A 17,585-nucleotide genomic window follows, 5' to 3' on the forward strand; every position below is an offset into this window, starting at 1 on the left:
GCCCGGGGCCGCCGACCGGGTCGCGGTGCTCTCGGCCGGTCTGATGCCCGGTCTGTCCGGGCTGCTGCCCGCCCACCTGGCCGCGCTGACGCCGGGGGCGCGGCGGATGACCGGGTACGTCGGGGGTCGCGACGGGTTCACGCCCGGCGGATGTGCCGGTGCCGTTCTTCGACGAGCCGGTGCTGGTGCAGCCGTACCTGAGCACCGAGACCGAGCGGGTCGCCCGCCGGCTCGGCCTCACCGACGTCGACTGGTGGTCGGCGTTCGCGGGCAGCCGGCTGCCGGCGGCGCTCGCCGCGGGCGCCCGCCGGGCGCGCGACGGCGCGACGGCGGCGCAGCTCGCCGACGCGGCCGCCGAGCTGTGCCGGGCGGCCGAGCTGGACACCTTCGGTCGGCCCCGCTACCAAATGCTGGTCGTCGAGCTGGCCGGCCCGGCGGGCACGCGTGTGCTGGCCTGCCGGGGGACCGGCGCGAACGCGCTCACCGGCGCGGCTGTCGCCCTCGGCGCCCTGGCGGTCGCCGCCGGCGACGTGCCACCGGGCGTGCACCACCTGGCCGAGGCGGTGGACCCGGCCTGGGCGGTGGACGTGCTGCGCACGAGTCCGGCGGTCACGTCGCTGCGCGTCGAGGACGGCCCGCTGGGGTCGTACGACCTGATCGAGGAGGGGGTGGCGTGAAACCGAGAGTGCTGGTCGCCGGCACCAAGTTCGGCCAGGTGTACCTGCAGGCGTTCCGGCAGCCGGACTTCCCGTTCGAGCTGGCCGGGATCCTCGCCGGGGGCAGCGCCCGGTCGGTGGCCTGCGCGCGGCACTACAGGGTGCCGCTGTGGACCGACGTCGCCCAGGTGCCCGAGGACGTGACGCTGGCCTGCGTGGTCATCCGTGGTGGCCTGCTGGGCGGGCCGGGCGGTGAGGTGGCCCGGGCGCTGATGCAGCGGGGCCTGCACGTGTTGCAGGAGCATCCGCTGCACCACGACGAGCTGGTCGAGTGCCTGCGTACCGCCGGCCGGGCCGGGGTCGTCTACCACCTGAACTCGTTCTACGTGCACACCGCGCCGGTGCGCCGGTTCCTCGCCGCCGCCCGGGCGCTGCTGGCCCGCCAGCCGGCCCGGTACGTCGACGCGGCCTGCGGCTTCCAGGTCGCGTACGCGCTGCTGGACATCCTCGGTCAGGCCCTCGGCGGCGTCCGACCGTGGGGCCTGGGCCCGGCGGTCGACCTGCCCGAGCAGGTACGCCGGCTGTCCCGGGTGGACGTGCCGTTCCGCAGCCTCGACGGGGTGCTCGCCGGTGTGCCGCTGACCCTGCGGGTTCAGAACCAGATGGACCCGGCGGACCCGGACAACTACGCGCACCTGCTGCACCGGGTGACCATCGGCACCGAGGCCGGCAACCTGACCCTGGTCGGCACGCACGGGCCCACGGTGTGGAGCCCTCGGCCGGACTTCCCGCAGCAGGTGCAGGACCGGGGGGTGGGCCGGCCGCACTTCGCCGACGGCGACGGCGACGAACCGGACCACCTGGACGTGCCGAGCGCGCAGCCGCTGGCCGACGCGGTGGCGCCCAGCTACCGCAGGGTGTTCGAGGAGGTCTGGCCGGCAGGTGTCGGGTACGCGTTGGGCAACCTGCACGCCGCGGCGCTGGGCGGGAGGAAGCTGGCCCGCCACGGCCAGTACCACCTGAGCCTGTGCCAGCTGTGGCAGGACGTCACCGCCCGGCTGGGGCCGCCCGAGCTGGTGCACTCCGTACCGCCGCGGATGTTCGTGGCGTCCGACGTGGCCGAGCTGGCCGACGCGGCGGCCGGGGCGGTCGACCCGCCGGTCGGCGCGGCGCCGCAGCGGATCGGCGCGCGCCCGTGACCCCCGTCGCGCGGACCTGGCTGCGCTGCTTCCGGCCGCTGCGCTGGCCCGGGCTGCGCCTGGTCTGCTTCCCGCACGCCGGCGGCAACGCCGCGTTCTACAGGTCCTGGTCGGCGCAGGTGCCCGACGACGTCGAGGTGCACGGCGTGCAGTACCCGGGCCGGATGGACCGGTCGGGCGAGCCGTTCGCGGCCGACCTGCCGAGCCTGGCCGAGGGTGTCGCGCAGGCGGTGCGGTCGCTGCCGGCCGACGCGCCGGTGGTCCTGTTCGGGCACAGCCTCGGCGCGTCGGTGGCCTACGAGACGGCCCGCCGGTTGGACGGGCCCGGCAGCGTGCTGCGGGCGGTTGTCGTGTCCGGTCGCCCCGGGCCGGGTCGGCTGCGCACCACAAGCGTGCACCTCGCCGACGACGACACGCTGTGGGCCGAGACCGGCCGCCTGGGCGGCACCGGCCGCGAGGCTCTCGACCACGAGGGGGTACGCGCCATCGCGCTGCCGGTGCTGCGCGCCGACTACCGGATCGCCGAGACGTACCGCCCGCAGCCACCCGTGCCGCTGCGCGCGCCGGTGCTGGCCTGCGTCGGCGCGGACGACCCCGAGGTCACCGCCGACGAGGCCGGCGACTGGGCGGCGCGCACCCGGGGCGGGTTCACCCTGCACACCTTCCCCGGCGGGCACTTCTACCTGCTGGCACGCCGCAACCAGCTCATCGACACCATCCTGCGCGCCACGCACCGCAGCCCGGTGCCCACCTGGTCGGCGGCCGGCCCGTGATCCCGGCGAGCGTGCACTACCACCGCGCCCGGGACCTCACCGAGGCGCTGGAGCTGCGCCAGGCGTACGGCGACCAGCTGCGGCCACTGGCCGGCGGGCAGTCGCTGCTGCCGGCGCTCAAGCTGCGCCGCGACCGCGTCGACACCCTGCTGGACCTCGGCCGGGTCACCGAGCTGTCGTACGTGGCGTACCGCGACGACCACCTGGCCGTCGGCGCGCTGACCCGCTATCACCGGCTGCTGGACGACCCGCTGGTCGACAGGCACGCCCCGCTGCTGGCGATGGCGGCTGCGGCGGTCGGTGACCGGCAGGTGCGACACCTGGGCACCGTGGGTGGGGCGCTCGCGCAGGCCGACCCGGCCGCGGACGTGCCGCTGGCCCTGGTCGCGCTGAACGCCGTGGTGGTGCTGCGCAGCGCGACGGGCGTACGGCAGGTGCCCGTCGCCGAGCTGGCCGTCGCGCCGGGTGTGACGGTCTGTCGGCCCGACGAACTCGTCACCGAGGTCCGGGTGCCGCTGCCCGGCCCGGCGCGGTGGCGCTACCTGACGTTCGCCCGGCCGGCGTTGGAGTGGTCGCTGGTGGCCGTCGCCGTCGCCGACTCCCGGGTGGCGCTGGCCGGGATGGGTCCGACCATCCGGCGGGCGTACGGGGTCGAGTCGGCCCTCGCGCAGGGCGCCGGTGTCGCGGTCGCGGCGGCGCGGGCCGACGAGGGGTGCGACCCGCCCGACGACGCGCGGGCCTCGGTCGCGTACCGGCGGCACCTCAGTCGGGTGCTGGTGGCCCGTGCCCTGACCGATCCCGGCACGACGGTGGAGGAACCACGATGAGCATCGACGCCCGACCCGGCACCACCACCGTCGCCGTCAGCGCCACCGTCAACGGCCGCCCGGAGAGCCGCCGGGTGCCGGCGCGCACCCTGCTGGTGCACCTGCTGCGCGAGGAGTTTGGGCTGACCGCCGCGACGGTGGGCTGCGACACCTCCTCCTGCGGCGCCTGCACCGTGCTGTTCGACGGACGGTCGGTCAAGTCGTGCACCCTGCTGGCCGCGCAGGCCGACGGCGCCGACATCCGTACCGCCGAGGGGCTCGCCGACGGCGACCGGCTGCACCCGGTGCAGGAGGCGTTCCGGGAGCACCACGCCCTGCAGTGCGGCTTCTGCACCCCGGGGATGGTCCTCGCGGTGGTGAGCCTGCTTGCGGAGAACCCTGGGCCGCTCACCGAGCACGACGTGCGGCACGCCCTCAAGGGCAACCTGTGCCGCTGCACCGGCTACCACAACATCGTCCGTGCCGTGCTCGCCCTCGACGGGGCCCGACAGGCCGGCTGACCGCCAGAGATCGGAAGGGAGGCCGACCATGTCGGCGCGTTACGTACTCGGGGTGAACATCGGCTTCCACGACTCCAGCGCCGCGCTGGTCCGCGACGGCGCGCTCTGCGCTCTGGTCGAGCAGGAGCGGGTCAGCCGCCGCAAGCACGCGGTGGGCCAGCCGCCCGCCGAGGCGGTCGCCGCGTGCCTGGCGATGGCGGGTATCAGCCCGCAGGAGGTGGACACCGTCGCCATCGGCTGGGACTTCCGGGACATCCCGCTGGGCCGCAACCGTCGGTTCACCACCGAGGGGCTGCTGGCCATGCTCTTTCCCCACGACGAGGACCTGACCATGCCGGCGGTCCGCTGGGTGCCGCACCACGTCGCGCACGCGGCCAGCGCCGCGTACAGCTGCGACTGCGACGAGGCGGCGGTCCTGGTCCTCGACGGCGCCGGCGAGACGCAGTCGACCTCGATCGGCAGGTACGCCGACGGCGAGATCGAGATCCTGCGCGAGTGGCCCGTCGAGCAGTCGCTGGGCTTCTACTACAACGCCGCCGCCGAGTGGGCCGGGCTGGGCTACTGGGGCACCGGCAAGCTGATGGGCCTCGCCGCCTACGGCAGGCCCGGTCCCGGTGCGCCGGTGCGCGGAGTTCCCGGCGGGTACGAGCTGGTCCGCGGCACACCCACCGCCGAGGTCCCCACCCGACGCGCCGCGACGCTCGGCCCGCTGATGGCCTACTACCCGGCCGTCGCCGAGTCGCTCAAACCCGAGTTCGGCAAGCTGTTCCCGTACGCGCCGCGCACCGGCGAGGAACCCATCGCGTACGCGGACTTCGCCGCGACGATCCAGCAGGGGCTGGAGGAGACGGTGCTGTCCCTGGCCGCGGATCTGCGTCGACGGGTGGACACGCCGGTCCTGGCGCTCGCCGGTGGGGTGGCGATGAACTGCACGATGATCGGCGTGCTGGTGCGCAGTGGACTCTTCGACCGGGTCTACGTCCCGCCGGTGCCCACCGACGCGGGGGTGTCCCTGGGGGCGGCGCTGGTAGCGGCGCGGGAGTGCGGGGAGTTCACGCCCACCCGCCTCGACCACGCGTACTGGGGTCAGCCGATCACCACGGAGGCCGGCGAGGCGGCCGCCGCGCGCGCCGGCATGGCCCACCGCCGCCTCGGCGACGACGACCTGGCCCGCTGCGTCGCCGGGGAACTGGCCCGGGGCCGGATCGTGGGCTGGGCGCGCGGCCGGGGTGAGATCGGGCAGCGGGCGCTGGGCGCGCGCAGCCTGCTGGCCGATCCGCGCTCGCGGCGCAACCTGGAACGGCTCAACGTGCTCAAGGGCCGGGAGATGTGGCGTCCGGTGGCGCCCAGCATCCTCGCCGAGCACATCTCGGAGCTGATCGAGGGGCCGGTCGGGGAACCGTCGAGGTTCATGCTGGCCGCCGCGTCGCTGCGCCCGGACGCCCGGCTGCGGGTTCCGGCGGTGGCCCACGTGGACGGCTCCGCCCGCCCGCAGACCGTGCACCGCGACACCAACCCCGGCTACTGGGCGCTGATCGAGCAGTTCCGGCAGCTCACCGGCGTACCCGCGGTGGTCAACACGTCGTTCAACCTGGCCGGTGACCCGATCGTGAACTCGGCCGCCGACGCGGTCGACACCTTCGTCCGAGCCAAGGAGATCGACCTGCTGGTGCTCGGGGACGCGGTGGTGGCCCGCAGCGAGGCCGACCTGCCGGCGTGACGTGCAGGGGCCGCCCGACCGGGCGGCCCCTCATCCTCCACCCCCACGCGATCTTGCAGTTTCTGTCGCGGATGTGCGCGGAGTACCCCGGATGTCGGGACAGCAAGTGCAAGATCGCGGGGTGGAGGCAGGGTCAGGCGCGGGTCGTTCGGCGGTCGCGCCGCCACACCTGGCGGAGCCGGTCGACGAAGAAGTCCCGGTTCACCCAGTAGAACTCCAGCCAGATGTTGTCCGGATCGCGTAGCCAGATCTGCGATCCCGCCTCGTGCTTGGAGGTGGTGATGCCCGAGTGCGCGACGCCGACGGCGTCCAGGTGGGTCACCCACTCGTCAAGGTCGGCGCGCTCGGGCACGTGGTAGGCCAGGTGATGCAGTCCCGGACGCCGCTCGTCGAACCGGTCGCCGTCGACGCCACCCTCGGGCGGATCCTCGACGCAGCCCAGGACCACCGACGCGAACGACGCGGTGTGCAGCAGGGTGCGGAAGCGGAAGCCGGACTCGGGTGGCGTGACGTCGTTGACCACCACCATCTCGAACACCGAGCAGTAGAACGCGGTGCTGCGTTCCAGGTCGACGACTGTGAGGTTGATGTGGTTGCGACCGTCCAGGCGTGGCATCGCCGGTCCCCTCAGGCCGTCCGGCCGGCCGTCGCGACGGCCGGTCTGCCGGTGCCCCGGTCTCCGTCGGGCGCGGGCACCGCAGGCACGGCCTCCAGCACCGACATCGACGAGGTCGGCGTGATCCGCGACAGCCGGAACCCGGCGTCGTCGAGCAGCGCGCGGAACTCCGGCTCGGTACGGGTCCGCCCGCCGAACAGCGCGAGCGCCTTGACGTCCATCACCTTGCCGGTGTCGTCGTGGTTGCCGTAGCGGCTCACCGACTCCACGATGACCAGCCGGCTGTCGGGCCGGGCGGCGGCGCGGACGTTGCGCAGGATCGCGGCGGCCTGCTCGTCCGGCCAGTCGTGAATGATCGTCTTGAGCAGGTACACGTCGGCGCCCTCGGGCAGCGGGTCGAAGAAGCTGCCGCCGCGGACCTCGCACCGGTCGGCGACACCCGCGCGGGCCAGCACGGCCGGCGCCTCGGTCACCACGTGCGGCAGGTCGAGCAGGATGGCACGCAGATCCCGGTGGCGGGCGAGCAGGCCGGCGACGAAGGTGCCGTGCCCGCTGCCCACGTCCACCAGCGTCCGGGCCGTGCCCAGATCCAGCGCCGGTGCCACGGTGCGCAGCACGAACGGGTTGACGCTCTCGGCCGACCGCTCGAACCGGACGCACTCGTAGGTGTGGTCGGCGAAGTGGTCGTAGTAGCGCGTGCCGCCGTGCACGTGCCCGAACGCGGTCTCGCCGGTGCGCAGGCTGTGCGTCAGCCGCGCCCACGAGTAGATGTCCGGCGGCATGAGGGGGAAGCACTCGCGTACCGAGAAGGGGTGGTCGCTGCGCAGCGGCTCGGCCAGTGGGGTGAGCCCGAAGACCTCGGGCGTGACCTCGGTGAAGATGCCCCGGCCGGCGAGCGCGCGCAGGCCACGGGTCAACGCGCCGGGGTCGGCACCGACGCGTCGGGCCAGCACGTCGACAGGCAACGGACCCTCGATGAGCTGGTCGGCGACCGCGAGGTCACACATGACCCGGATGGTGAACGGAACGATGTAGTCGGCCAGTTCGGTGAGGCGGGTGACCGACGCGAGGTCGATGCGAGGCGTCACGGGCATGTCCGTACGGTATCCGGTCGAGCGTTGCGATACCAGATAGCATACGAGACACTTGATACGTGCATCTGAACCTGTTCACCCAGTGCTCGCCGTCACCGCAGTTCAAGGGGTTCTGGCGGCACCCCGCCGACCGCAGCGCCACCGGCTACCGCGACCTCGGCTACTGGGTCGAGCTGGGTCGCCGGCTGGAGGCCGCCTGCCTGGACGCGCTCTTCTTCGCCGACGTGCACGGCACCTACGACGTCTACCAGGGCTCCTGGAAGGCCGCCGTGCGGCACGCGGTGCAGATCCCGTCGATCGACCCGCTGCTGGTGCTGCCGGCGATCGCGGCCACCACCTCCCGGCTGGGCCTCGCCGTCACCTACTCGACGACGTACCACGCCCCGTACGAGTGCGCCCGGGTGTTCAGCTCGCTGGACCACCTCACCGGCGGACGGGTCGCCTGGAACATCGTCACCTCGTATCTGCGGTCCGCGTCCGCGAACGGGCTCGGCTCGTACCTGGACCACGACGAGCGCTACGACCGGGCCGACGAGTACGTCGAGGTGGCCCGGCGGCTGTGGGAGGAGAGCTGGGACGACGACGCGGTCCGGCGCGACGTCGCGGCGAACGTCTTCACCGACCCGGACCGGGTGCGCGAGATCGGCCACGAGGGACGCTGGTTCTCCGTGCGGGGCCCGCACCAGTGCGAGCCGTCGCCGCAGCGCATCCCGGTGCTCTACCAGGCCGGGGCGTCCGGGCGGGGCATGACCTTCGCGGCCCGGCACGCCGAGGTGGTCTTCCTGACCATGGCGGACTCGGCCAGCGGAGCCTCGCAGGTGGCCCGGCTGCGCGCCGAGGTGGCCGCACACGGCCGTGACCCGCGCTCGGTCAAGGCGCTGCAGGGCAGCATGGTGATGGTCGCGCCGACCCGGGCGGAGGCCCGCCGGCGGGCCGAGGAGTACGTGGCGCTGTGGAGCGGCGAGGGTCAGCTCGCCAAGTGGTGCGGCTGGATGGACGTGGACCTCGCGGCGTACCCGGACGAGACGCCGGTGGCGGAGATCGCCGGGCAGGGCAGCCAGAGCTTCGTGGGCTTCCTGCGCCGGCTCGGGCCCGAGCGCACCTGGACGGTAGGCGACGTGCGCTACCTGGTGGCGACCGCCCGCCGGCCCCGCACCGGGGCGCCGGTGACCCTCTTCGGCACCGTCGAGCAGGTCGCCGACCGGATGGAGGAGTGGTGCGCGGTGGCCGACGTGGACGGTTTCAACCTGATCCCGTGCCCGACGACCCAGGGCATCGACGACATCTGCGACCTGCTGGTGCCGGAGCTGCAGCGCCGTGGACTGTTCCGCACCGCGTACGACCCGGCGGAGCGGACCCTGCGGGAGCGCTACTTCGGCGCGGGCGCCTCCGTGCCGGCCCGGGTGCCGGCCCGGGACCCGCAGGCGCCGGCCGAACCCGCGCCGGCGCGCGGCTGACCCGCCGAGTTAACGGCCAGTTCGGACCCCGCGGAAGGCACGGCCGACGCTGTCGCGCCGTCAGAACATCGTGGTGTCGACGTCCGCGCCGGCCAGCAGCGCGCCGACCGTGGCGTAGCTGTCGCGGCTGTTGACGAAGTGCTGCGTAGCGGTGTTGATGTCGCGCAGCCGCCGTTGCAGCGGCGACGAGTCGAACACCGTCGACGCCCCGGCCAGCGCGTACGCCGTCTGCACGGCCTGGAGCGCGGTGGCCGTGACCTGCGTCGCGGTGGCCCGCAGGCAGGCGCGGTCCAGCGCGCTGAGCACCTCGCCGCGCCGCGCGGTCTCCCAGGCGGTGGCGGCCTCGCGGTGCAGCAGCGCCCGGGCCGCGCGCAGGGCCACGTGGGCCTCGCCCAGCCGGTCGTGGAACACCGGGGAGTCCGCCAGCGAGCGGGTGCTGAACGTCCGACGGCGGCCGGCGGCGGCGTGTGCCGCCGCGTCGTGCACGGCCCCCTGGGCGATGCCGAGGTCGACGGCGGCGATGAGCAGCCCGGCCTGGGCGATGCGAAAGACCGTGCGGCGCACGTCGTCGCCGTCGCCGACCAGGCTGAAGCCGCGGTGCTCGGGGCAGATCCGGCCGGCCGCCCGCACGTCCTGGCTGGCCGTGCCGCGCAGGCCCAGCACCTGCCAGGTGTCGACCTGCTCCAGCTCGGCGGCGGGGAAGAGCACCATCCGGGTCAGCGGAGCCCCGTTGGGCAGGGTGCGGGGGGTCCGGCCGTCGAGCACGATGCAGTTCAGGTAGATCCAGCTGGCCTGGGGGCTGCCGGTCACGAACGGCCACTGGCCGTTGACCCGCCAGCCGCCCGCGCCGTCCGGGGCGGCCCGGCCCTTCGGCGCGACCGCGCCGGCGCCCAGCACGTCCGGGCCGTGCGCGTAGATCTCGTCGCGGGCGGCCTCGGGAAAGCAGGCGAACAGCAGGTGGGCCAGGCCGACCTGGCCGATCAGCCAGCCGGTGGAGGCGTCCGCCGTGGAGAGCTGTTCGATGACGCGCAGCGCCTCACCCAGCGGCAGGTCCGCACCGCCGTACGCGGTTGGCACCAGCATCCGCAGGCAGCCCGCAGCGCTCAGCTCGGCGAGAACGTCCTCGGGGACCCGGCCCGCCCGGTCAATCTCGGCCGCCCGCTCGGCGAGCGCGGGGAGCAGTCCGTCGACGCGGGGAAGCGTACTGGTCACGGTTGGACTCTATCGCCTTCCTCGTATCTTGTTTAGCCTTGTATCTGCTATCAATCTCGGATAGACGTACTGGGGAGGAGGTGACGGGCCGATGACCGAACGCGCCGCCGCGGAATCGCCGCTGCTGAGCTGGCTGGAGCATCCCCGGCAGGACCGGGGCGTGCACTTCGCCGCCGGCGGGGACGACTGGACCTTCCTGTCGTACGCCGAGCTGGCCGACCGGACCCGGGTGATCCTGGCCGGCCTGCGGGCGGTCGGGGTGGTCCCCGGTGACGTGGTGTCCATCGTCGAGCCCGCCGGCCCCGACTTCGTCGCCACGCTGTTCGCCGCGATGGCCGCCGGGGCGGCGCCCTCACCGATCGCCCCGCCGCTGAACTTTCAGGACCGCGCGGTCTACGGCGAGCACGTGTCGGGCCTCCTGCGCGCCGCCGCGCCCCGGGTCGTGGTGTGCGCGTCCACCCTCACCGCCGCGATCGCGCCGCTGGCCGCCGCCGCCGGGGTCCGGCGCGTGCTGAGCGCCGACGAACTGGCCGACGCCGCCGACGGCTCCCGCGCAGCGGTCGCGGCGCCCGGCCCGCTCGCGCTGCTGCAGTTCACGTCCGGCTCCAGCGGCCGCGCCCGCGGCGTGCAGGTGCCGCACGCCGCGCTGGCCGCCAACGTCGCGGCGATCCGACGGTGGCTGGCGATGACCCCCGACGACCCGACCGCGTCCTGGCTGCCGGTGCACCACGACATGGGCCTCATCGGCTGCCTCGTCACCCCGGTGGTCAACACCAGCGACCTGTGGCTGATGCCGCCGGAGGAGTTCGTCCGCAACCCCGGGCGCTATCTGCGCTGCTTCGGGGAGCGTGGCGCACGGCTGACGTCGATGCCGAACTTCGGGCTGGAGTACCTCGCCCGCCGCGTACGCCCCGAGGCGCTGACCGGGCTGGACTTCTCCGCCTGGCGCGCCGTCATCGTCGGCGCCGAACGCGTCGACGCCGAGGCGCTGCGCCGCTTCTGCGCGCTGCTCGGCCCGCACGGCTTCGATCCCCGCGCGCTGCTGCCCGCGTACGGGCTGGCGGAGGCGACCCTGGCCGTCACCGGGCTGCCGCTCGACGAGCTGTACCACGCCGTCGAGCTGCGCCCCGACCGGCTGCGGCTGGGCGCGCGGGCCGTCCCGGAGCCGGGCGAGGACGTCGACGGGGGCGTCGAGGCGTACCCAGTGGTGGGCTGCGGCCGACCGCTGACCGGGGTGCGGGTGCGGATCGTGGACGAGGCCGGCACGCCCCTGCCGGACGGGGTGGTCGGCGAAATCGAGGTGCACGGCCCGTCCGTCGCGCAGGGGTACGTCAACGCCGACGACTCGGCGTCGCAGACCGCGCTGGGCGGTGGGGTGCTGCGCACCGCCGACGCCGGGTTCCTGCACGACGGGCAGTTGCACGTGCTGGGCCGGCTCGGCGACAGCATGAAGGTACGCGGTCGGGCGGTCTTCGCCGAGGACCTCGAATGGGCCATCTGCCGCCCCGGCGTGCCGGCGCAGCGAATGGCCGCGTTGCTGGGCCACCGGGGCGGCACCGCGACAGTGGTGGCCGTGTTCGAGCAGGCCCAGCCGGAGTGGCTGGCCCAGGCGGAGCGGGAGCTGCGCCGCCGGGCGGAGGGCGCGCAGGTCGTCATCGTGGACGCGCCACGCGGCACCATCGCCCGCACCTCCAGTGGCAAACCCAAACGACGCCAGCTGTGGCAGGCGTTCGTCGATGACCGGCTGCCCGGCACCGTGGTCACCACGGGAGCGGCCGGCCAGCGGGACCAGACCGAGCAGACGACGACGGCGTCCTGAGGGACGTTCGGACAGGAGGCGGGAATGACCGACGCGACCAGGTCGACGACAGCCGAGGTGCGGACCGAGGCGGAGGTGCGGGACTCGGTGACGGCCATCGTCACCGAACTGGCGCCCAACCCGGAGCAGACCGAGGGGGCGGGTGACTCGCGGCTGGTCGAGGACCTCGGCTTCCACTCCCTCGCGCTGCTGGAGTTGGCCTTCACCCTGGAGGACGAGTTCGAGCTGCCGCCGATCGACGAGACGACGGCCCGCAAGATCGTCACGATCGACGCGGTGGTGGAGCACGTGAAGGACATCCTGCGCTCGCGCGGCGAGCTGGCCAGTTGACCGGCCGCCCGGGGAACGCACCGGGCGCGGCGACACTGCGCCCTCCGACGCCCGGTGAGTCGGACCAGCGGGCCCGGGCGTTGTCGCTGCGGCTGTTCCTGGCCATGCTGCACACCCAGGAGCTGCTGGCCGGCTACCTCGGCGCCCGCCTGGGGCTGTACGAGGCGCTCGATCGCGGTCCGGCCGACGTGGCCGAGCTGTGCGCGCGTACCGGGATCGACAGCCGGTACGCGCGCGAGTGGCTGGAACAGCAGGCCGTCGCCGGGTTCATCGAGGTGGACGACGTGACGGCCGCTCCCGAGCGGCGGGTCTACCGGCTGCCGCCGGGGCACGCCGAGGTGCTGCTCGCCTCGGACAGTCCGCTGTCGCTGGTGTCGCTGACCATGCTGCCGCTGGGCGGGGTGGCCGGCGCGTTGCCGGCGCTGCTCGACGCGTACCGCACCGGCGCCGGGGTGCCCGACGAGGTGTACGGCGACGACTGGCGGCACGGGCACTCGGGCGCCAACCGGGCGCTGTTCACGTACTCCCTGCCCGGCTGGCTCTCCTCGGCGCTGCCGCAGGTGCACCAGCGGCTCGGCGCCGCGCCGGGCCGGATCGCCGACATCGGCTGCGGCGCGGGGTGGGCGGCGATCGCGCTGGCCGGGGCGTACCCCCTGGCCGAGGTCGACGGCTACGACCTGGACGCGCCGACGGTGGCCGCCGCGCAGGCGAACGCCGCGGCCGCCGGCGTGGCCGACCGGGTGCGGTTCCACCGGCGCGACGCCGTGGACCCGGAGCTGGCCGGCCGGTACGACCTGGTCTGCGTCTTCGACGCGCTGCACGAGATGAGCCAGCCGGTGTCGGTGCTGCGGGCGTGCCGGCGGCTGCGCGCCGACGGCGGCGCGGTGCTGGTGCTCGACGCCAAGGTGGCGCACCGGTTCGTCGCACCCGGCGACGAGGTCGAGCGTTTCCAGTACGCCACAAGCGTGCTGCACTGCCTGCCGGCAGGTCTGGCCGGGCCCGACTCGACGGCCAGCGGCACGGTCCTGCGCCCCGCGCAGGTCCGCCGGTTCGCCACCGAGGCTGGCTTCGCCGACGTGCAGATCGTGCCGGTGGACGACAGGTTCCACCGGCTGTACCACCTGAGCAGCTGAAGCGGGGCGGGGGAGGGCGGCGACGCCGTCCCCCGCCCCGGCTCAGCCCGCCAGCTCGGCGCCGAGCGCCCGCTTGTCCACCTTGCCCACCGGGGTGTGCGGCAGCGCCGTGCGCAGCTCCAACCGGTCCGGCAGCTTGTACGCGGCCAGCCCCCGCCCGGTGAGGAAGTCCCGCAGCTGACCCAGGGTGGGGGCGTCGGCGCGGGGCACCACCACCGCGCAGGTCTTCTCGCCCAGGACCCGGTCGGGGACGGCGAGCACGGCGACCTCGCGGACCGCCGGGTGGGCGAGCAGGTGCTCCTCGACCTCGCCGGCCGGCACCTTCTCGCCGCCCCGGTTGACGACCTCCTTGATCCGGCCGACCACGACCAGCTCACCCGTCGGGGTCCAGCGGACCAGGTCACCGGTGCGCAGGAAGCCGTCCGGGGTGAAGGTGTGGGCGTTGTACTCCGGCACCCGGTAGTAGCCGCGCAGGGTGGTCGGGCCGCGCACGATCAACTCACCGACCTCGCCGGCCGCGACCTGCCGGCCGGCGTCGTCGACCACCTGGAACTCGTCCGCGGCCGACAGGGGCCGCCCCTGGGTGTGCGCGGCCAGCTCCGGCGGGTCGTCCGGGCGGGTGCAGCAGATCGGGCCCTCGGCCATGCCGAAGAAGTGCGCCAGCCGGATCCCCAGCTCCCGGGTCACCCGCTCGGCCACCGCCGGGCTGAGGTTGGCGCCACCGACCTCGACCACCAGGCCGTTCAGGTCGGCGCCGAGCACCGGCGCGAGGTCGGCCCACAGCGGCAGAAAGGGCGGCATCAGCGTGGTCAGGGTGACCCGCTCGCGGGCGATCAGTCGGAACGCCTCGTCGGGGCTGGGACTGCCGGCCAGCACGGCGGTGGCGCCGACCCGCAGCGCGCCGAGGACGCCGGGGCAGCCGAGCGCCGCGTTGTGGGCGACCGGCAGCGCGGCGAGGTACACCCCGTCCGGCCCGAAACCCATCGCCGCGGCGGTCGCCCGCAGCTGGTACGCGTAGTCGTCGTGGGTGCGGGGGATCAGCTTCGGCAGGCCGGTCGAGCCGCCGGAGAGCAGGAAGAACGCGACGTCCGACGGGTCCGGGGCGCTCAGCGGCACCGGATCGGCGTCCACGTCGGACAGGGCGGTGAACTCGCCGGGGTCGCCGGCGACGAACACCTCCCGCAGCGACGGCGTCTCGGCCCGTACGTCGGCGGCGAGCTTGCGCAGGTCGTAGCCCTGGACCTGGTCGACCGTCACGTACGCGACCGCCTCGGTGTGGGCGCACAGGTGGCCGATCTCCGCGCGCCGGTGCGCCGGCAGGGCCAGCACGGGCAGCGCGCCCAGGCGGAACAGGGCCAGACACAGCACCACGAACTCGACGCTGTTGGGCAGTTGGACCACCACCCGGTCGTGCCGGCCGATGCCGTGGGCGCGCAGCCCGGCGACCATCCGGTCGGCCCGGCGGTCGAGGTCGCCGTAGCTGACCCGCTGCCCGTCGGTGACCAGCGCGGCGCGCTCCGGGTCGGTCCGTGCCCACTCCCGGCCCAGGTCAGCGAGGGATTCGCCGCGCCAGTAGCCCTGCGCGCGGTAGCGCTCGGCCAGCTCCCGCGGCCAGCTCACACATCCGTCCAGCATCTCGTGCCTCCCGTGAACGACGGTGACAGCGACCCGCTCACAAGCTAGTGTGCAGATACACGAGATACAAGACACGTGATAGTGGAGGCGGTTGATGCTGGCGGCGCGGCCCCGTACCGACCTCGGTGCGCTGACCCGGCTCACCGAACTCGCCGACTACATCGTGCCGTTCACCATCCGGGTGATCGCCCAGCTCGGCGTCGCCGACCAGCTCGTCGACGGGCCGCGCCCGGTGAGCGAGCTGGCCGAGGCCGCCGGTGCGCACGCCCCGTCGCTGCTGCGCGCCCTGCGGGCACTGGCCGGCAAGGGCATCTTCACCGAGGTCGAGCCCGAGGTGTTCGGCCTGACCAAACTCGCCGAACCGCTGCGCACCGACCACCCGCTGTCGCTGCGCGACGCGTACCCCCTGATGGCCGCGGACGTGCGCGCCTGGGCCGGGCTCACCCGGTGCCTGCGCACCGGAGAGGCCGCCTTCCCCCGCGTCCACGGCGCCGACTACTGGTCCTACCTGGCCGGGCATCGGGCCGACAGCCTCGCCGTCGACCGCTGGATGTCGAGCCTGACCCGGCTGCACCTGCGCACCGTGCTGCCGGCCTGGCCGTGGGCGCAGGCCGGCCACGTCGTCGACGTCGGCGGCGGTGACGGCGCGTTCCTGGCCGGCCTGCTCAGCCGCTGCCCGCACCTGCACGGCACCCTGCTCGACCTGCCCCACGTGGTGGCCGCCGCGCCGGCCCTGCTCGACCGGGCCGGGGTGGCCGACAGGTGCCGGATCGTGGCCGGCAGCTTCTTCGATCCACTGCCGGCCAGCGCCGACCTGTACGTGCTCAAGACGATCCTGCCCGGCTGGGAGGACGCCGACGCCACGGCCATCCTGCGCCGGATCGCCGCGGCGATGGGCCCGCAGAGCCGGCTGTTGCTGCTGGAAGCGATCATCCCCACCGGCGACGTCTTCGACGTCGCCAAGCTCGTCGACCTGCACACCCTGGTGCTCACCGGCGGTCGGCACCGCACCCGCGACGACCTCGTCGACCTGTTGGCCGGCGCCGGCCTGCGGCTGGACCGGGTCGTCGCCACACCCACGCTCACCGTGATCGCCGCCGGTCCCGCCGGGCCGCAGCTGACATCCCCCTAGGAGGTATCGATGGCCCCGAGCCGACCCCGGATCGACATCGAGTCGGTGTTCCGACTGACCGAGCTGGCCGACTACATCGTGCCGTTCACCGTGCGCGCGGTCGCCGAGCTGGGCGTCGCCGACCAGCTCGTCGACGGGCCGCGCCCGGTGAGCGAGCTGGCCGAGGCCACCGGCGCGCACGCCCCGTCGCTGCTGCGCGCCCTGCGGGCACTGGCCGGCAAGGGCATCTTCACCGAGGTCGAGCCCGAGGTGTTCGGCCTGACCAAACTCGCCGAACCGCTGCGCACCGACCACCCGCTGTCGCTGCGCGACGCGTACCCGCTGCTCGAACCCGACATCGAGGCGTGGGCCCACTTCGACCACAGCATCCGCACCGGTCAGGCGTCGTTCGACCAGGTCCACCCCGAGGGCTACTGGCCGTACATGGCCGCCCATCCGCACGACAGCGCCCGCTTCGACGCCTCCCAGCAGGCGGCCACAAGGCTGGAGCTGCGGGCCGCGCTGCCCGCGTACCCGTGGGGTGAGCTGACCACAGTCGTCGACGTCGGCGGCGGCAACGGCGCCTTCCTCGGCGGCATCATGGCCCGTTTCCCGCAGTTGCAGGGCACCCTGTTCGACCTGCCACACGTGGTCGCCGAGGCCGAACCGGTGCTGCAGAAGCTCGGCGTGGCCCAGCGGTGCACGGTGACCGGCGGCAGCTTCTTCGAGACCATTCCGGCCGGCGCGAACGCGTACCTGCTCAAGCGGATCCTGTACGGCTGGGACGACGACAACGCCGTACGGCTGCTGAGCGCCGTGCGCGCGGCGATGCGGCCCGACAGCCGGCTGCTGGTGCTGGAGCCGGTGGTCGAGGCCGGCGACCGCTTCGACGTGGGCCGCCTCTACGACCTGCTCCTGCTGGCCATGGTCGGCGGCGGCGCGCGCTCGCGCGAGCACATCGAACGGCTGCTGGACGCCGCCGACCTGCGGCTGGCGCGCAGCGTGCCCACCATGATGTTCCCCATCCTCGAGATCGTCGCGAAGACGGAGGCGTGAGCGATGCGACTGGTCGTGGACTTCTCCCGCTGCGAGAGCAACGCGGTCTGCGTGGGGCAGGCCCCCGAGGTGTTCGACGTCGGTGAGGACGACCGTCTGCACATCACCGAACAGCCGCTGGAAGGCTCGCTTGCCAACCGGGTACGCGAGGCCGCCCGCCGCTGCCCGAAGCAGGCGCTGTCCGTCGTGGACGACTGACGACGCGCCCGATCCCGGCACGCCCGATCCCGGCACGCCCGGTGCCTGCACCGGGTCGAGGACGTCGGGGCTACGCCTGCGCATCGGATCCTTTGCTCTGCTTCAACGGAGGCAACACCCGGTGTCCGGATACCGGACGCGTGGTGTTGCGTGGGTTGAAGCAGAGCAAAGGACGGGCCTGAGCATCCCCCGCCGTCCGCCGTCCGCCGTCGCGGACCGCCCGCCGGCCGCGGAGCGCGGTGGCGTCGG

17 protein-coding genes are annotated in these 17,585 nt (G+C 74.2%); 13 read left to right on the forward strand and 4 right to left on the reverse strand.

Translation table 11 applies throughout. From position 1 onward, the window contains the following. The first annotated feature begins 158 nt into the window (after nucleotides 1-158). The 6 genes from B0E54_RS17550 to B0E54_RS17575 are packed head-to-tail and all read left to right on the forward strand — an operon-like array spanning nucleotide 159 to nucleotide 5,675. On the forward strand, nucleotides 159-677 hold the full coding sequence (locus B0E54_RS17550) for a hypothetical protein (RefSeq protein WP_234584896.1): 519 nt from the start codon (nucleotides 159-161) through the stop codon (nucleotides 675-677). Then, nucleotides 674-1,855 (forward strand): Gfo/Idh/MocA family oxidoreductase, encoded by a 1,182-nt coding sequence (locus B0E54_RS17555; protein ID WP_234584910.1) that lies wholly within the window; start codon nucleotides 674-676, stop codon nucleotides 1,853-1,855. The genes B0E54_RS17550 and B0E54_RS17555 overlap by 4 nt, the downstream gene beginning before the upstream one ends. Then, entirely contained in the window at nucleotides 1,852-2,628 is a 777-nt protein-coding gene (locus B0E54_RS17560; protein WP_234584922.1) for a thioesterase II family protein, read from the forward strand. The genes B0E54_RS17555 and B0E54_RS17560 overlap by 4 nt, the downstream gene beginning before the upstream one ends. Next, on the forward strand, nucleotides 2,625-3,455 hold the full coding sequence (locus tag B0E54_RS17565) for a xanthine dehydrogenase family protein subunit M (RefSeq protein WP_234584936.1): 831 nt from the start codon (nucleotides 2,625-2,627) through the stop codon (nucleotides 3,453-3,455). The genes B0E54_RS17560 and B0E54_RS17565 overlap by 4 nt, the downstream gene beginning before the upstream one ends. After that, nucleotides 3,452-3,955 carry a (2Fe-2S)-binding protein gene (locus B0E54_RS17570; RefSeq protein WP_234584938.1) on the forward strand — a complete coding sequence of 168 codons (504 nt, stop codon included), beginning with the start codon at nucleotides 3,452-3,454 and terminating at the stop codon, nucleotides 3,953-3,955. Before B0E54_RS17565 ends, B0E54_RS17570 begins: the two co-directional genes overlap by 4 nt. Nucleotides 3,956-3,983: 28 nt before the next feature. Next, nucleotides 3,984-5,675: a carbamoyltransferase C-terminal domain-containing protein gene (locus tag B0E54_RS17575; RefSeq protein WP_234584940.1), complete on the forward strand. Its 1,692-nt coding sequence runs from the start codon at nucleotides 3,984-3,986 to the stop codon at nucleotides 5,673-5,675. A 133-nt stretch (nucleotides 5,676-5,808) separates the two neighbouring features. On the opposite strand, the gene B0E54_RS17580 is transcribed toward B0E54_RS17575, so the two are convergent. Together B0E54_RS17580 and B0E54_RS17585 are read right to left on the reverse strand one after the other, a co-directional pair. After that, entirely contained in the window at nucleotides 5,809-6,291 is a 483-nt protein-coding gene (locus B0E54_RS17580; protein ID WP_234584943.1) for a VOC family protein, read from the reverse strand. Between the two features lie 11 nt (nucleotides 6,292-6,302). Beyond that, nucleotides 6,303-7,385 carry an acetylserotonin O-methyltransferase gene (locus tag B0E54_RS17585; RefSeq protein WP_234584945.1) on the reverse strand — a complete coding sequence of 361 codons (1,083 nt, stop codon included), beginning with the start codon at nucleotides 7,383-7,385 and terminating at the stop codon, nucleotides 6,303-6,305. A 59-nt stretch (nucleotides 7,386-7,444) separates the two neighbouring features. On the opposite strand from B0E54_RS17585, the gene B0E54_RS17590 reads away from it, so the two are divergent. Next, a complete protein-coding gene (locus B0E54_RS17590; protein ID WP_234584957.1) occupies nucleotides 7,445-8,842 on the forward strand; it encodes an LLM class flavin-dependent oxidoreductase in 1,398 nt (465 codons plus the stop codon). A 60-nt stretch (nucleotides 8,843-8,902) separates the two neighbouring features. Here B0E54_RS17590 and B0E54_RS17595 read toward each other — a convergent pair whose 3' ends face one another. Then, on the reverse strand, nucleotides 8,903-10,054 hold the full coding sequence (locus tag B0E54_RS17595; protein WP_234584970.1) for an acyl-CoA dehydrogenase family protein: 1,152 nt from the start codon (nucleotides 10,052-10,054) through the stop codon (nucleotides 8,903-8,905). Nucleotides 10,055-10,145: 91 nt separating this feature from the next. Between B0E54_RS17595 and B0E54_RS17600 the strand changes: the two genes are divergently transcribed. Genes B0E54_RS17600 through B0E54_RS17610 form a run of 3 tightly spaced genes read left to right on the forward strand, consistent with a single transcriptional unit; the run spans nucleotide 10,146 to nucleotide 13,336 of the window. Continuing rightward, nucleotides 10,146-11,873 (forward strand): AMP-binding protein, encoded by a 1,728-nt coding sequence (locus tag B0E54_RS17600; protein ID WP_234584973.1) that lies wholly within the window; start codon nucleotides 10,146-10,148, stop codon nucleotides 11,871-11,873. 24 nt (nucleotides 11,874-11,897) lie between these two features. After that, entirely contained in the window at nucleotides 11,898-12,203 is a 306-nt protein-coding gene (locus B0E54_RS17605; protein ID WP_007460186.1) for an acyl carrier protein, read from the forward strand. Continuing rightward, nucleotides 12,200-13,336, forward strand: coding sequence for a bifunctional 2-polyprenyl-6-hydroxyphenol methylase/3-demethylubiquinol 3-O-methyltransferase UbiG (locus B0E54_RS17610; protein WP_234584976.1), 1,137 nt, complete (start codon nucleotides 12,200-12,202; stop codon nucleotides 13,334-13,336). Before B0E54_RS17605 ends, B0E54_RS17610 begins: the two co-directional genes overlap by 4 nt. Before the next feature lie 42 nt (nucleotides 13,337-13,378). Here the strand turns inward: B0E54_RS17610 and B0E54_RS17615 are convergent, their stop codons facing one another. After that, nucleotides 13,379-14,971 (reverse strand): (2,3-dihydroxybenzoyl)adenylate synthase, encoded by a 1,593-nt coding sequence (locus B0E54_RS17615; RefSeq protein ID WP_234584978.1) that lies wholly within the window; start codon nucleotides 14,969-14,971, stop codon nucleotides 13,379-13,381. 94 nt (nucleotides 14,972-15,065) lie between these two features. Here B0E54_RS17615 and B0E54_RS17620 point away from each other — a divergent pair, with 94 nt between their 5' ends. The 3 genes from B0E54_RS17620 to B0E54_RS17630 are packed head-to-tail and all read left to right on the forward strand — an operon-like array spanning nucleotide 15,066 to nucleotide 17,336. After that, nucleotides 15,066-16,103, forward strand: coding sequence for a methyltransferase (locus tag B0E54_RS17620; protein ID WP_234584993.1), 1,038 nt, complete (start codon nucleotides 15,066-15,068; stop codon nucleotides 16,101-16,103). A gap of 9 nt (nucleotides 16,104-16,112) precedes the next feature. Continuing rightward, nucleotides 16,113-17,138 (forward strand): methyltransferase, encoded by a 1,026-nt coding sequence (locus B0E54_RS17625; protein ID WP_234584995.1) that lies wholly within the window; start codon nucleotides 16,113-16,115, stop codon nucleotides 17,136-17,138. A gap of 3 nt (nucleotides 17,139-17,141) precedes the next feature. Next, nucleotides 17,142-17,336, forward strand: coding sequence for a ferredoxin (locus B0E54_RS17630; RefSeq protein WP_234584997.1), 195 nt, complete (start codon nucleotides 17,142-17,144; stop codon nucleotides 17,334-17,336). The last annotated feature ends 249 nt before the right edge of the window (nucleotides 17,337-17,585 follow it).

This window comes from Micromonospora sp. MH99, from assembly GCF_021442385.1.
Taxonomy (GTDB): domain Bacteria; phylum Actinomycetota; class Actinomycetes; order Mycobacteriales; family Micromonosporaceae; genus Micromonospora.